This is a genomic window from Allobosea sp. 2KB_26, assembly GCF_052115715.1.
In the GTDB taxonomy this organism is placed as follows: domain Bacteria; phylum Pseudomonadota; class Alphaproteobacteria; order Rhizobiales; family Beijerinckiaceae; genus Allobosea.
The window spans coordinates 44044-58362 of sequence record NZ_JBFRHE010000019.1; the positions used below are offsets into that span (position 1 = coordinate 44044).

Annotated in this window: 16 protein-coding genes and 1 tRNA gene; 4 read left to right on the top strand and 13 right to left on the bottom strand. The window is 63.1% G+C overall.

Annotation, left to right across the window (positions count from 1 at the left end):
* The first annotated feature begins 438 nt into the window (after positions 1–438).
* The gene (locus AB4099_RS30215; RefSeq protein ID WP_441480813.1) at positions 439–1581 is read left to right on the top strand and encodes a DUF4062 domain-containing protein; all 1143 of its coding nucleotides are present in this window, start codon (positions 439–441) and stop codon (positions 1579–1581) included.
* A 567-nt stretch (positions 1582–2148) separates the two neighbouring features.
* Here AB4099_RS30215 and AB4099_RS30220 read toward each other — a convergent pair.
* The 5 genes from AB4099_RS30220 to AB4099_RS30240 all read right to left on the bottom strand — a co-directional run bounded on the left by AB4099_RS30220 (position 2149) and on the right by AB4099_RS30240 (position 4634).
* On the bottom strand, positions 2149–2658 hold the full coding sequence (locus AB4099_RS30220; protein WP_441480814.1) for a DUF6538 domain-containing protein: 510 nt from the start codon (positions 2656–2658) through the stop codon (positions 2149–2151).
* 86 nt (positions 2659–2744) lie between these two features.
* A tRNA-Phe gene (locus tag AB4099_RS30225) sits at positions 2745–2820 on the bottom strand.
* 88 nt (positions 2821–2908) lie between these two features.
* Entirely contained in the window at positions 2909–3118 is a 210-nt protein-coding gene (gene yacG / locus AB4099_RS30230; RefSeq protein ID WP_441480815.1) for a DNA gyrase inhibitor YacG, read from the bottom strand.
* Positions 3111–3932 carry an SDR family NAD(P)-dependent oxidoreductase gene (locus tag AB4099_RS30235; RefSeq protein WP_441480816.1) on the bottom strand — a complete coding sequence of 274 codons (822 nt, stop codon included), beginning with the start codon at positions 3930–3932 and terminating at the stop codon, positions 3111–3113. Before AB4099_RS30235 ends, yacG begins: the two co-directional genes overlap by 8 nt.
* Before the next feature lie 93 nt (positions 3933–4025).
* Positions 4026–4634, bottom strand: a complete 609-nt coding sequence (locus AB4099_RS30240; RefSeq protein WP_162768357.1) for a Maf-like protein — start codon at positions 4632–4634, stop codon at positions 4026–4028.
* 328 nt (positions 4635–4962) lie between these two features.
* On the opposite strand from AB4099_RS30240, the gene AB4099_RS30245 reads away from it, so the two are divergent.
* Entirely contained in the window at positions 4963–5346 is a 384-nt protein-coding gene (locus AB4099_RS30245; RefSeq protein WP_441480817.1) for a hypothetical protein, read from the top strand.
* Positions 5347–5569: 223 nt separating this feature from the next.
* Here AB4099_RS30245 and AB4099_RS30250 read toward each other — a convergent pair whose 3' ends face one another.
* Complete coding sequence (locus AB4099_RS30250; RefSeq protein ID WP_441480818.1) at positions 5570–6421, bottom strand: CDP-alcohol phosphatidyltransferase family protein; 852 nt, start codon at positions 6419–6421, stop codon at positions 5570–5572.
* Between the two features lie 95 nt (positions 6422–6516).
* Complete coding sequence (locus AB4099_RS30255; protein WP_441480819.1) at positions 6517–7215, bottom strand: phosphatidylserine decarboxylase; 699 nt, start codon at positions 7213–7215, stop codon at positions 6517–6519.
* Between the two features lie 232 nt (positions 7216–7447).
* On the opposite strand from AB4099_RS30255, the gene AB4099_RS30260 reads away from it, so the two are divergent.
* Positions 7448–7912 carry a GNAT family N-acetyltransferase gene (locus AB4099_RS30260; RefSeq protein ID WP_113512944.1) on the top strand — a complete coding sequence of 155 codons (465 nt, stop codon included), beginning with the start codon at positions 7448–7450 and terminating at the stop codon, positions 7910–7912.
* A 9-nt stretch (positions 7913–7921) separates the two neighbouring features.
* Here AB4099_RS30260 and AB4099_RS30265 read toward each other — a convergent pair whose 3' ends face one another.
* The 4 genes from AB4099_RS30265 to AB4099_RS30280 form a co-directional block, all read right to left on the bottom strand.
* Positions 7922–8434, bottom strand: a complete 513-nt coding sequence (locus AB4099_RS30265; RefSeq protein WP_441480820.1) for a hypothetical protein — start codon at positions 8432–8434, stop codon at positions 7922–7924.
* Positions 8431–8964 (bottom strand): hypothetical protein, encoded by a 534-nt coding sequence (locus tag AB4099_RS30270; RefSeq protein WP_441480821.1) that lies wholly within the window; start codon positions 8962–8964, stop codon positions 8431–8433. Before AB4099_RS30270 ends, AB4099_RS30265 begins: the two co-directional genes overlap by 4 nt.
* A 74-nt stretch (positions 8965–9038) precedes the next feature.
* A complete protein-coding gene (locus AB4099_RS30275; protein WP_441480822.1) occupies positions 9039–9530 on the bottom strand; it encodes a hypothetical protein in 492 nt (163 codons plus the stop codon).
* A gap of 99 nt (positions 9531–9629) precedes the next feature.
* Positions 9630–11543 (bottom strand): ABCB family ABC transporter ATP-binding protein/permease, encoded by a 1914-nt coding sequence (locus AB4099_RS30280; RefSeq protein ID WP_441480823.1) that lies wholly within the window; start codon positions 11541–11543, stop codon positions 9630–9632.
* Between the two features lie 178 nt (positions 11544–11721).
* Here AB4099_RS30280 and AB4099_RS30285 point away from each other — a divergent pair, with 178 nt between their 5' ends.
* Positions 11722–12069, top strand: coding sequence for a hypothetical protein (locus tag AB4099_RS30285; protein ID WP_113512934.1), 348 nt, complete (start codon positions 11722–11724; stop codon positions 12067–12069).
* 143 nt (positions 12070–12212) lie between these two features.
* On the opposite strand, the gene cimA is transcribed toward AB4099_RS30285, so the two are convergent.
* Positions 12213–13808, bottom strand: coding sequence for a citramalate synthase (gene cimA, locus AB4099_RS30290; protein ID WP_113512932.1), 1596 nt, complete (start codon positions 13806–13808; stop codon positions 12213–12215).
* Positions 13809–13920: 112 nt separating this feature from the next.
* Positions 13921–14298 carry an endonuclease domain-containing protein gene (locus AB4099_RS30295; RefSeq protein ID WP_441480824.1) on the bottom strand — a complete coding sequence of 126 codons (378 nt, stop codon included), beginning with the start codon at positions 14296–14298 and terminating at the stop codon, positions 13921–13923.
* Positions 14299–14319 lie beyond the last annotated feature (21 nt).

A 14319-nucleotide genomic window follows, 5' to 3' on the forward strand; every position in this document is an offset into this window, starting at 1 on the left:
AGAAAGAGCAACGTGGCAGCAATGATTCGAGCCGTGCGCCAAGCATTCCGCATTGGAGACTTGGGGTCCACCCGAGACAACTGTCACTCCGAGGGGAGGGTTCGTGAGGACGCAGTGGTTTGCTACAGCCCATGCGACGAGCGTCTTCAGGCCTGATAGGTCGCTCCCGTTCACCGTCATCGGGAAAATGGGCTTTCGGTGGAGCGCGTTTTCTTTGCTGATCAACCCCTTAGAGGGGGAGGGGCGCCCAGAGCTGGACCGCGCTTTCAGCGCGAAAAAGCACAATAAAATCAATAATACAAGAGACCTGATAAGGAGGTCTCTGGATCATAGCCGTGCACCACCCGTCGAGGCTTCACTGAGAAGCAGAGTTGCCCCATTCCCCCACTTCACAGAGAGACTTCAGAATCGCCCCCCCTACTTCGTGCGGGGTTGCAGATGCCGCCGAGAAGCGGCGAAGCTCCCGTTGGCTCCCAGCCCAGCGGGATGCCTGGTTCTCAGGGGCAACTTATGAATGTGAAGTACCAGATTTTCGTCAGCTCAACATATACAGACCTAATCGAAGAGCGACGAATTGTTATGGAACAGATCCTAAATCTTGGCCATATTCCTGTTGGGATGGAGCTATTCCAGGCGGCGGATGAATCTCAGTGGTCTCACATCAAGAAAAGAATACTCGATTGTGACTACTACATTTTGATACTATCCGAAAGATATGGATCGATAGGAGCGAAGGGGAAAAGCTATACTCAAATGGAGTATGAATTCGCCTCCTCATCCGGCGTTCCTGTCATATCATTCTTACTTCACGAGGACGCTCGCGCGTCCCTTGCAAGAGACAAAGTCGAGTTTGACAAGCAATCCAGCATCAACTCATTTAGGAAAATATGCCAGAGAAAACTGGTCAAACATTGGAGAAACCCGGATGATCTTGCTGCTAAAGTGGCCGTTTCTCTGGTTGCCCTGATGGCCGACAGCCCCCGAATTGGCTGGGTCCGAGCGAATACCGTAGCGCCAGAAATGGCACTCAATGAGATTTCTAAACTCTCCGAAGAGAAAAGAAGGCTTCAAGATCAGATTTCCGCGCTTGAGGCGGCGGAAAACTCCATCAAAGTTCCACAGGATATATTGTACCGCATCGACCTTCTAAAGAACAAGAAAGCTACAGATTACGATATAAAAATCAGTGAAAACGATACAGACGGACCCAAAATTAATGAAAATATAGATCTTCTTGAGATATTTCTATATTGCGTTAAAGAATTTTCTTTATCGCCAAGCATGTCCTCCGTCCGAAACATAATCATTAAATATATCTTTCCTAAAACCGAAAACGTAGATGGATACTATTTATCTACGATTCAACAACCAGCAGCGAGAGAAATTCTTGCTGAATTTGCGACACAAAATCTCATTCGAATTGAAAAGATACAAACTTATAGCTTTGACAAGCCGAGTACGACCAATCACGTCGCACTAACCGACTATGGGAAACAGCTCGCTTTCTCAGCCACCCTTCCGTCACAGCGGAATGCCTTTGCGGATCAAAATAACGGCAGACATTCTAGCGAAAAAATCTAAGACCCTCCCCTGCCCGGCCGCTCTCCGATTTCTCCAGTGCCCCCTCGCGCTTTCGGTACATCGCCATCACGGGAGCCTGCCGGGCTCCTGAAGGGCTTCTTGCCGGTACAGGTCAGGAGCATACAGGGCATTGCGGAGGATGGCCGGCACTGGCCCAGCCGGGAGGGCTCGCGACTGCGTACCACTGCATCCCGCGAACCAGCGGCGGAACGAGTGGAAGTTGACGCGGGACACTTTCTTCCCTTCCGGCTTGTTGTCCATCTTCCGATCAAGCCGGAGCTTGTAGAACCGGGCGCTCATGACAGGAGCCCAATTGCCGAACTTGTCGGGCTCCCCGCCTCGCATCTTCAGCGTACAGATCCGTTCGCTACTTCAGGCTACCGCTGGGCTCCTGAAGACTCCTCGGCCGCTGGCGCTGCAAGCTCGTACTGTTTCGGGAACTTCGACAAGGCGAGAGCTATCGCCGCAATCGTCACGTCCCCGTAGTCATCGCCGGCCGTTCGCGCAGCGTGCCCTTGGATAGCATCCATGACTCTCGGGTCTATCCCGACGCTGCGAGAGATTGTGTTAAAGCGGCGCCGCCAGCCGTGGTTGGGCTTCACCAGCGGGGCCGTCACGACCTTTCGCGCCTGCTCCCCGAGCCGATTGGCGATGCCCTGAAGAGGCCCAAGAACATCGCCGGTTGCCTTGGCAGGCGTGATGAAGAGATGCCCCGGCTTCGACTCCCCCACGAATGCGGGAAGGCCCTTTCGACCAAATGGGCATGGAGCACGACATCCCGTGCCTGATCCGTTTTTCACGGCTCCTGCTTCGGGCGTGATGCGGATCACCCAATGCCCTGCCTCTTGCCGGATGTCTTCCTTGCGGAGCTGAGCGATCTCCCCGACGCGAGCCCCGGTATATGCCAAAGCCACCTTCGCGTGAGCCGCGCGGGCCTCCGCAGGGTCCTTTGGTCTTAAGCGTGCGTTTCTCTTCGCGCTTGCCAAGGGTCTCCTGAGGGTCCTTCGGCACCGCTTTGCGAAACCAGTAGACGCCTGTCTTGGGATGCTTGAACGGACTCGCCATTGCGAGAACCATTTGGATCACCCGTTTGTACCACTCGGGCGCCTGCAAGCTCTTGATTTAGCGGCTTTTCTTTACTGATCAACCCCTTAGAGGGGGAGTGGTGCCCAGAGCTGGAATCGAACCAGCGACACTGCGATTTTCAGTCGCATGCTCTACCAACTGAGCTATCTGGGCATCCGGCGAAGCGCCAAGCGCTTCGTGTTGGTGGGGGCGATATAGAGCGTGATTGGCGGGCTGTCCAGTCGCTTCAGCCGGCTTCCGATCAAGTCTCGTCTTCGCGTGTGGGTAACCCGGTTTCAGCCTCCTCCACCGGCTCGCCGGGAATGACATAGCTGCCCTTCAGCCAGTGGCCGAGGTCGATGTCGCGGCAGCGGGACGAGCAGAAGGGCCTGAAGCGATGCACCGCCGGCTTGCCGCAGATCGGGCAGGGCCTGGGTGCCGGCGGGGGTGAGGTGTCCTGATTCTCAGCCATATTTGAGCGTGATGCCTCCATCGACCACGAGTTCGATGCCGGTGACATAGCGCGCTTCGTCACTAGCAAGGAAGAGCGCGGCGTAGGCCACGTCCCAGGCCTCGCCCATATGCCCCATCGGCACCTGCGCATCGCGCGCTTTCCACATCGCGGCGATGTCACCTTCGCCATAGGCCTGCGCGAGGCCGGCGGAATGCTCGACCATCGGCGTCTTCATCAGGCCGGGCAGGATCGCGTTGACGCGAATCTTCTGCGCCGCGTATTGCACCGCGGTCGTGCGGGTCAGGTGATTCAGCGCCGCCTTTGTGGCGGAGTAGCTGGCATAGGGCACGCCGGTGTGGCGAATCGAGGCGATCGAGGAAATGTTGATGATCGAGCCGCCCTCGCCCGTCTCCTCGAACTGACGCTGCATCACCGGGATGACGTGTTTCATCGCCAGGAAGGCGCTGGTGACATTGACCTTGAAGACCCGCTCCCAGGTCTCCTCGGGCAGATCGACGACGCTGCCGACCTCGGCGATGCCGACATTGTTGTCGAGGATGTCGATGCGGCCATAGCGGCCGAGCGCCTGGCCGACGAGATCGGCAATCGAATCGGCCCTGGTCACGTCGGTCTGCACCGCAAAGGCCTGGCCGCCCTCGTTCTGGATGATCGCCGCCGTCTCCTCGGCGGCATCGCGGTTGACATCCGCGCAGACCACCCTGGCGCCCTCACGCGCAAAGATCGTCGCGGTTGCCTTGCCATTGCCCCAGCCGGGCCCGATCGAGCCCGCGCCCGCGACGATTGCAACCTTGCCCCTCAAGCGTTCCGTCATCGACCCCATCCCTGGTTGCGCGCCTCGCGCTGCCGAAGCGGCAGCGGCGACAGGATCGGGATAACCGCAGGTCAGGGCAAGATGCGCTGACGCTCAGCCGACATTCATCCAGCCGAACCGGATCGGGAAGCCTTCGCCGCCGAGCAGGTTCACCGTCTCGTAAAGCGGCAGGCCGACAACGCCGGTATAGGAGCCGACGAGCTTGACCACGAAGGAGCCGGCAATGCCCTGGATGGCATAGGCGCCGGCCTTGCCGCGCCATTCACCTGAGGCGAGGTACATCTCGAGATCTTCGGTCGAGAGCCGCTTGAAGCGCACGCGCGTCTCGACGATGCGGTCACGGATCGCGCCGCCCGGGGTCACCAGGGCTACGCTGGTATAGACGCGATGGGCGCGCCCGGAGAGCATCCGCAGGCAGGCAGCCGCCTCATCGACGATCTCCGCCTTGGGCAGGACGCGACGGCCGACTGCGACCACGGTATCGGCCGCGAGGATGTAGCAGCCTTCGAGATCGGGGCGGCTCTTCGCGCCTTCCCGCGCGGCCTGCGCCTTCTCGCGTGCCAGGCGGCGCGAGAGATCGCGCGGACGCTCGCCTTTCAGCGGCGTCTCGTCCAGATCGGATGGCAGCATGGCGTCGGGCTTCAACCCGGCCTGCTCCAGCAAGGCCAGCCGGCGCGGAGAGGCCGAAGCCAGGACCAGCATCGGCCGCCAGCCGGGCTGCTTGGGAGTGGAGAAGAAACTCAAGGGCGTTCGTCTCTGAGGCTCGCAGGCGCCCATGGCGGACACCCTCCGCCCAAGCCTCTAGATCATTTTCGCCGGTTGCGAAATCTCTCTGAGCCGCCACGCGCCGAGTGCAGCCCTGGAGCGCAATACCCACTTCGTTATGTCCACTGCGCATAAAATACGCAGCCTCACCCTTGCGTTTCAGCCTTTCACTTGACACATTAAAGCCTGCGGCCCGCAGACGCGGCCTCTTTGCGAGGCCGGAGTCCTTTCCGACCTGTCCCGTGTTCTGGAGCCCTTCACCGAAATGACCACATCGACCCGACGTCCGCGTTCCGCTCTGGGAACGGGAGTGGAAGCGCAGGCGCTCGTGAGCAAGGTCATGACGATGCAGGCCGAGGCCGGGCTGACCATCGCAATGCGGATGCCGATCCTGCTCAAGGGCGCGCTCGGCGACCGGCGCGGCCAGCGCGAGGCGACGAAGGCCCTGACCGAGAAGGTTTCCGCGGTGATGGAAAGCGGCCTCGCCGCGAGCCAGGCCGTCAGCCTGTTCTGGTGGGATCTGGCCTTCAGCCCATTCAGCCAGCTCGACATGAGCGAGGCCGTCGCCCGGGCGACCAGCAACACGCTCGAGCCATTCTCGAAACGAACCCGCGCCAATGCGGCGCGACTGAGCAACCGCCGCCGCTAAATTATCGAGACCGGATCTCGCATCCGGCCCGACACTTTTCGGGCCGATGCTTTAGTGTGTTTGCATCGGCTATCCCGAAAACCGCAAATCCACTTTTCGGGCCGATGCTTTAGTGCGTTCGCATCGGCTCTTCCGAAAACCGCAATCCACTTTTCGGGCCGATGCTTTAGTGCGTTCGCATCGGCTCTTCCGAAAACCGCAATCCACTTTTCGGGCCGATGCTTCAGTCGGTATCCGACACGGACGCCTTGCCCACCTCGGACGGAGCTTCCGCCAAGCCGGCATTGTGTTCGCGCTCGAGCTTGCGATAGCGCGCAACGCTGATCGGGATCAGCGCGAGATAGGCCAGCACGATCAGCGTCAGCATCTCGAAGGGGTAGGCAAAGAGCAGCCCCGCCACCACCACCACCGCGACGAAGAGCGGCAGCACCTTCTCACGCGGCACCCGGGTGCCGAGCGTCTTGCCGGCATAGCAAGGGATGCGCGAAATCGTCAGGAAGGCGATGAACAGGATATAGATCCCAACCAGCAGGGCGCCATATTCCTGTACCGGCACGCCGATGAAGTGCAGATAGAGCGGCAGCATCGCGGTGATCGCGCCCGCGGGCGCCGGCATGCCGACGAAGAAGTTCTTCTGCCAGTCGGGACGATTGGGATCGTCGATCATCACGTTGAAGCGTGCGAGCCGGAGCGCCATGGCGCAGGCCAGCGTCAGCACGATGATCCAGCCGAAGGAACGCAGATCGTGCAGGACGAAAATCCAGAGCACATAGCCGGTTGCGACGCCGAAATTGACGAAATCCGAGAGCGAGTCGAGCTCGGCGCCGAAGCGCGACGTGCCCTTCAGCATGCGCGCCAGGCGCCCGTCGACGCCGTCGAGCGCGGCGGCGATCAGGATGAAGATCGTCGCCGATTCGAGCTTGCCCTCGACCACGAGCCGCATCGCGGTGAGGCCGAGGCAGAGCGCCAGCAATGTGATGACATTGGGTGCGATCAGCCGAAACGGGATCGCCTTGAAGCGCGTGCGCTTCGATTCAGCCTGCTCGGGCTCGAAGGGAGGAAAGAGATCGCTCATGCCAGCCGGAATACGCGGTTTTAGGCGCGGAGGCTAGGAGCACTCGGCGATCATCCCGGGCGCCGCATCACGGCGCTCCGAGATGTCGAAAGCGCTCAGATTCCGCGGAAGCTGCGCCGTATTTCGCTGGCCGAGACGTCGGCCAGCACGGTCTCGCCGGCGATGGCGGTCTGGCCTTCGCCAACCAGCGGGATCACGCTCGTCGGCAGATAGACGTCGACGCGCGAACCGAAGCGAATCAGGCCGAAACGCTCGCCGGTCGCGATCGAATCGCCCTCCTTGACGAAGGGCACGATGCGCCGCGCGATCAGGCCTGCAATCTGGACGACGCCGACCGTGCCGGCCGGGGTCTCGATCGCCAGCGCGTTGCGCTCATTGTCCTCGCTCGCCTTGTCGAGCTCGGCATTGAGGAAGAGGCCCGGCGTATAGGCCATCTTGATGATGCGGCCCGAGACCGGGGCGCGGTTCACATGGCAGTCGAAGACGTTCATGAAAATCGAGATGCGCGTCATCGGCTCGGCCGGCAGGTTCAGCTCCGGCGGCGGCAGCGCGGAGGCGATCTGGCTGATGCGGCCATCGGCCGGCGAGATCACCAGCCCCTCGCGTTGCGGCGTGATCCGGATGGGATCACGGAAGAAATAACAGACCCAGATCGTGATGATCGCGCCGAGCCAGCCGAAGGGCGACCAGAGATTGGCGAGCACGATCGTCGCCACCAGCGCGATCGCGATGAAGACGTAGCCCTCCTTGTGGATGGGAACGATCACTTTGCGGACGGAATCGACGAGCGACATGGGCAATCCTGTTTGGTCTTGTCAGCGCGTCGGCAGAGTGACGCTCCCCTGCGGCCCGATTGGGGCGGCAGGCATTGCCGCGTGATTTACGGGGTTCGGCGCTCCGGGGGAAGAGGCCGCATGCCGCGCCCCTTGTGGCGGACGAAACTCCGCCTCTTTGCCGCCGCGTCTTCCAGACAGGGTAGCCGAACGGCTAGAAGCGCAGCCATGGCATTGGCGGGGAGTGCGGGACATGGCGGAGGCCGGCGATATCGGCACGGCTCTCCTGGGCAAGCTTGGCTGTGACGATGTCAGGCTGCGGCTGAGCCGGAGCTATTCACCCGACACATCGCTGTGGCGCGTCGCCGCCTATCGCTTCGACGTCCTGGCCGGAGACGAGCCCGCCGGCACGATCAGCCTGCGGCCAGGCGCGAGCTATCTCCTGACCCATCTCGCAGGGCAGATCGGCTTTTCCATCGAGCCCGCTTGTCGCGGGCGCGGCCTCGCCGGGAAAGCCGTGAAGGCGCTGCTTCCCCTGGCCAAAGCGTGCGGCCTTACCGAGCTCTGGCTGACGACGACCCCCGACAATCTCGCCTCCCGCCGTACGCTGGAAAGGCTCGGCTGCGCCCTCGTCGAAGAGGTCACGATCCCGGAAGACTATGAAAGCTATGCTCGCGGCGAGCGGCTGAAGCTGCGCTACCGACTGGAGCTGGGCTGAGCGCTGGCGTCAGTCGGCCGGGCACTGCCCGACAAGCTCGGCCAGGGCGCTCCGGCTGTTTGCAAGGTCAAAGCCGGCCGAAACAGCTCCGTTGCCCTGGACCGGGATCAACACACTCATCTCGGCCCCGCCGAGGATCAATCCGAGGAGGGACGCCGGGCGCGCAACCTGCACGGCCCGGTCCGCCCCGACCGAGCCCGCCAGCTCGACCGCCGCCTGGCCATCGGCTTGAACGAAGGATGCAGCCGCCCGCCCCGCCCGGCCGAACAGCCCGTCATTGTTCAGCGGCAGAAAGGCGATGGACAGGCTGGCATCGATGCAGCGGATCGCGAGGCCGACATGGGCTTCTCTATCGCTCAGCACCGCCGCGACATCCTGGCGCCCGCCCTGCCGGTCATTGGTGATGACCACCCAATTGCCGACCTTCTTCGTGCCGGAGGCCTGCACCGGAAGGGCCGGCAGCGCCAGGACCAGGCCGGCGCCGAGCCGGAGCATCGCTCGCAAGCGCTTCGCTACCGTCATCGCGCGGCCCCGGAGGGGCGGCTGAGCGCACCGAGCGCCGCCGACCATGGCCCAGGGGCCGGTAACATGACATCCGCCGGAAAATGCGGGAGCAGTTCGAAGGCGAGCGGCTGGCCTGCCCGATCCTCCTGGATCACGAGCGTGTCGAAGCGGAGCAACTGGGCGGAGGCACGTGGCAATACTGCGCCAGTCGCGACGGGCTTGCCCGCGACCATCAGGACGAAACAACTGTCGACCGGATTCCAGCCCCGCTTCGCTGCCGGGCTCTCAGGCGCGCCATCCTGCACGAGATATCCGCCCTGCCAGCGAATCGAGAGCGCCTCATCGAGTCGAAGCGGGTGCTGATCGGCAGGAAGCGTCGTTTCAAGCGGCGACGGCGACATCTTGAGCAGCGAGCAGGTCTGGACAATGCCCGGCCGTCCCGGTTTGACGATCCAGAGCTCCCAGCCCTGCCCCGTCGCGGCAGCGGCCGGATCCGCGGCCAGAATGGAGAGGAAAAGTGCCCCGGTCAGGCGCAGGCGTTTCAGCATGTGGTCACCGCGGCAGGCTGGGATCGGCCAGCTTGCTTGGGATGCAAGCCCTCGCCATTGCAAGCCACGCGAACTCAGGCGAGCGCCGTCGGGCTGCGGACGAAGCGGCGCGCGGCGAGATAGGTCAGCACCACGAAGATCAGCAGCACGAGCCCTTCGGCAATCGCGAAGGGCGGCTCTGACTGTGTCGGCGCCATCGCCTGGAGAAATGGCACCTTCATGAAGGCCTGCGCGACCGCGACGAAGATCAGCAGATAGAAGGCGACCATCGCCGTGATCGCATAGATCCGCCGCCAGGCGCCGTCGAGCCTGCGGGCGTAGAGGGCGTATCCGGCAAGACCGACCAGAACGAGCGAGATCGCGCCGACGATGTGCGAGGGCAGGATGCCGTTGAATGGAAAGCCGAAGCCCGTCGCGCTGGTGGCAAACGCAGTGGAGAGCAAAATTCCGGTCCAGCGCGGCCGCGTGTGCCCTTTCAGCATGGCCGCGGCGACCGGAAAACCAGCGACGATGGCGATCAGGCTGAGCCAGGTGTGAAAGCCGGTGAATGTTGTCGGATCGAACATGAGCAGCCCCCGCAATGCTCCGCCGGCTTCGTGTGAAACCGGCGGGGTATAGCATGCAGGAAGCAGGCCGCGTTTGGCGAGAGAATTCCGTCGCCCCGATTACTGCGTCAGGGTCACTCTCACACTCTCTTCTTCTTCCTCGGTCGCGCGCTTCAGCGTCGCCTTGGCCTCGTCGACCTGGCGCTGGCGGTTCCAGAGTGCCGCATAGACGCCATCCGCCGCCAGCAACTCGCGGTGATGGCCGCGTTCGACGATCAGGCCCTTGTCCAGCACGATGATCTCGTCAGCATTGATCACGGTCGAGAGCCGGTGGGCGATGACCAGCGTCGTGCGCCCCTCGCTGACCCGGTCGAGCGCGTCCTGGATCTCCTTCTCGGTGAAGGAATCGAGTGCCGAGGTTGCCTCGTCCAGCACCAGGATCGGCGGCCCCTTCAGGATGGTGCGGGCGATGGCGACGCGCTGCTTCTCGCCGCCTGAGAGCTTCAGGCCGCGCTCGCCGACGGAGGTCTCATAGCCCTCCGGCAGAGAGCGAATGAAGCGGTCGATCTGGGCGAGCCGCGCCGCCTCCTCGACCTCGGCCTCGGTCGCATCCGGCCGGCCATAGCGGATATTGTACTCGATCGTGTCGTTGAACAGCACGGTATCCTGGGGAACCATGCCGATCGCGGAGCGCAGGCTGACCTGCTGGATCGCGGCGATATCCTGCCCGTCGATCAGGATCCTGCCCTTGGCCGGTTCGTAGAAGCGGAAGAGCAGGCGCGAAATCGTCGACTTGCCGGCGCCGGACGGTCCGACGATGGCGATCGTCCTGCCCGGCGGCACCGTGAAGGAAATGCCCTTCAGGATCGGCCGCTCCGGGATATAGGCGAAATGCACGTCCTCGAAGCGGACCTCGCCTGCATCGACGCGAAGCGGCGGGGCGCCCGGATGGTCCTGGATCTCGGGATCGCGGCCGATCAGGGCGAACATCTCTCCGATGTCGAGGGTCGCCTGCTTGATCTCGCGATAGACCGTGCCCATGAAATTCAGCGGCTGGTAGAGCTGGATCAGCATGGCGTTGATCAGCACGAAATCGCCGACCGTGTGCGTGCCGGCCTGGAAGCCGCGCACCGCCATCACCATCGAGATGGTCAGGCCTGTCGCGAAGATCGCCGCCTGTCCGAAATTGAGCCAGGCGAGCGAGGTATAGGCCTTGATCGAGTTGCGCTCGTAGCGCGCCATTGAACGGTCGTAACGGGCCGTCTCGCGAGCCTCTGCCCCGAAATACTTGACCGTCTCATAGTTGAGCAGCGAGTCGATCGCCTTCGAATTGGCGTCGGTATCGGACTCGTTCATGGCGCCGCGAATGGCGATGCGCCATTCGGTCGCCTTGATGGTGTAGGCCATGTAGGTCGTCACCATCACCACCAGCACGACGACATAGAGCCAGTCGAACATCGTCAGAAGCACGGCGGTGATCAGGGCGACCTCGACCACGACCGGCACCAACTGGTTCAGGCCGAGGCGGACCATTTCCTCGATACCGTTGCGGCCGCGCTCCAGCACGCGGGTCAGGCCGCCGGTCTTGCGCTCGAGATGGAAGCGCAGCGAGAGATAATGCAGATGGCCGAAGGTCTGCAGCGCCAGCGTGCGCACCGCATGCATGAACACGGGTGCGAACAATGCATCGCGCATCTGGATGAAGGCCGAGGAGCCGACGCGCGCCAGCCCGTAGATCAGCGTCAGGGTCAGCGGTGCGCCGACCAGCCAGGGCAGCCAGCGCCCGAGACTTGTCGGCGTGTTCGCCAGGGCATCCGTCGCCCATTTGAAGGTGAAGGGCACGCCCATCAACACCATGCGGCCCACGACCAGCAGGATGAAGGCCGCGACCACGCGCTTGCGCAGATCGGCGCGATCCGGCGGCCAGAGATAGGGCCAGAGCGCACGGAAGGTGGCGACGAAGCCGGAGCCCGGTTGCAGGACAGCCGAGTGGGCGAAGTTCGACGCCGGAGGCGGCGCGGCAGGCGGGGACATTTTTCAAACAGTTCCAAGTTGAACCGCCCATATATCCGCGATCGCAGGCGAATGCATGGGCCTTGCTGCAAGCCGGGGATTGCGGAACACGCGCGCCGGCTTGGCCTTGTTCTTGTCGAAAGACCGGTGTGAGATGGCGTCGGAGCGGTCAACGCTCGGATCGGGGAAAGAAACAGCCATGAGAGCTCAACGGGTTATCCTTGCCGGCCTGATCGGCGCCAGCGTCTCACTCTGCCTCGCGACGCTTCCCGCCCTGGCGCAATCGGCGCGCCCGCCGGCGCAGATCAAGGTAACCAATGCCCGCAGCGTGCCGTTGAACACGCTCGAAATCACCACCTCGGGTGAACAGCCCCGCCTCGTCGCCAAACTCGCCAAGCCGCTCGCTCCCGGAAAGAGCGCCGTGCTGAAACTCAACAAGCCGGCAGGCTGCAGCTATTTCGTGCTCGGTCGCTTCACCGACGAGGTCGAGAACGACAATGACGGCGTCGATCTCTGCAAGGAACGGACGATCCGGCTGACGGATTGAGCCACCAAGCCCATCATGGCCGGGCCTCGTCCCGGCCATTCCCGACCGCGGCGGTACCGCGCCACGCCCCATCCGCCGAATGATTGCCGGGTCGAAGCTGCGCCTCGCCCGGGGAATCGCGGCGGATGGAAAGATCCCTTCGCTTACGCCGTCGCGCCGGCCCGCATCAGCTTGTAGGTGATCGAGTCGACCAGCGCCTGGAACGAGGCGTCGATGATGTTGGCGCTGACACCGACCGTGGTCCAGCGTTCACCGGTCTCGTCAGCGGATTCGATCAGGACGCGCGTCACCGCGTCGGTGCCGCCCTGGAAGATGCGGACCTTGTAGTCGACGAGCCGCAAGCCCCCGATCAGCGACTGATAGCGGCCGAGATCCTTGCGCAAGGCAACGTCGAGGGCATTGACCGGGCCGGCTGAGCCCTCGGCAGCCGAGATCAGCAGCTCGTCGCCGACCTGCACCTTCACGATCGCCTCGGAGAAGGTGACGAGCTCGCCATTGGCGTTGTAGCGCCGCTCGACATTCACCTTGAAGCGCTCGACCGTGAAATAGTCCGGCACCTCGCGCAGGATCCGCTTGGCGAGCAGGAAGAAGGAGGCATCTGCCCCCTCGAAGGCGTAGCCTTGCGCCTCCTTGTCCTTGAGCTCGTCGAGCAGGCGCCCGAGCCGCGGATCGTCGCGCCCAAGCGTGACGCCGATGCGCTCCAGCTCGGCCACGAGGTTGGACTTGCCGCCCTGGTCCGAGATCAGGACCTTGCGGATATTGCCGGTCGCTTCCGGTGCGACATGCTCATAGGTGCGCGGGTCCTTCAGCACGGCCGACGCATGGATGCCGGCCTTGGTCGCGAAGGCAGACGAACCGACGAAGGGCGCGTGCCGGTTCGGGGCGCGGTTCAGCATCTCGTCCAGTGCACGCGAAACATGGGTCAGTTCGCCGAGCTGCTGTTCGTCGACATTGATGCTGAAGCGCTCGCGATACCTGTCCTTCAGCTTCAGCGCCCCGATCAGAGTCACCAGATTGGCGTTGCCGCAGCGCTCGCCGAGCCCGTTCAGCGTGCCCTGGATCTGGCGGACCCCGGCCTCGACCGCCGCCAGCGAATTGGCAACGGCGCAGCCGCAATCGTCATGGGCATGGATGCCGAGATGATCGCCCGGCACCACCTTGGCGACCGCGGCAACGATGGCGCCGACTTCATCGGGCAGTGTGCCGCCATTGGTATCGCAGAGCACGACCCAGCGTGCGCCCGCCTCATAGGCCGCCCGGGCGCAGGCCAGCGCATAGTCGGGATTGGCCTTGTAGCCGTCGAAGAAATGCTCGCAGTCGAGCATCACCTCGCGCCCGGCCGCCTTGGCGGCCTTCACGCTGTCGGTGATGCCCTCGAGATTGTCCTCGAGCGAGATCTCGAGCGCGACATGGACATGGTAGTCCCAGCTCTTGGCGACGAAGACGATGGCGTCGGCCTTCGCCTCGAGCAGGGCCGCGATGCCCGGGTCGTTGGCGGCCGAGCGCCCTGCCCGCTTGGTCATACCGAAGGCCGCGAACTTGGCCTTCGAGGTCGGCTTTTCCGCGAAGAAGGCGGTATCGAGCGGGTTCGCTCCGGGATAGCCACCCTCGACATAGTCGATGCCGAGTTTGTCCAGCATGGCGGCGACCGCGCGCTTGTCGTCGAGCGAGAAGTCGACTCCGGTGGTCTGGGCGCCGTCGCGCAGCGTCGTATCGAAGAGATGGATGCGGGCGCTCATCGCCCGGCCCTCATCCGATAGCGCAGCACGCGTGGCATCACCATGGCGAGCATGACCAGTTTCATCGCGACCGAGAGCGCTCCCGCACGCCGGATCTTCGGGGCATCCCGGTTCATCGTTTCACTTCCCATGTCATATCCGTCTCATGGAGCGTCGCTCCATGGAGATCGTGCCAAAGCGTGTCCCGGACCTCGTCGCCACGACGAAGGATATCGGCGTTCCAGAAGCGGCGAATGCGAAAGCCCTGCGCTTTCAGCCAGGCATCCCGCACCTCGTCATAGGTGTTTCCTGCATGCTGGCCACCATCGGCTTCGACGATCAGTCGCTTCGATGGACACACGAAATCGACGATATAGGAACCGATCTGGACCTGCCGACGGAACTTGAAACCACTGAACCGCCTGTCGCGCAGGAGGAGCCAAAGTTTGCGCTCGGCTTCTGTCGGCTCCTTGCGCATCGAGCGCGCGCGCTGGCCGAGCTTGGCACGCAACGACAGCGCGTCCTCCCCTTC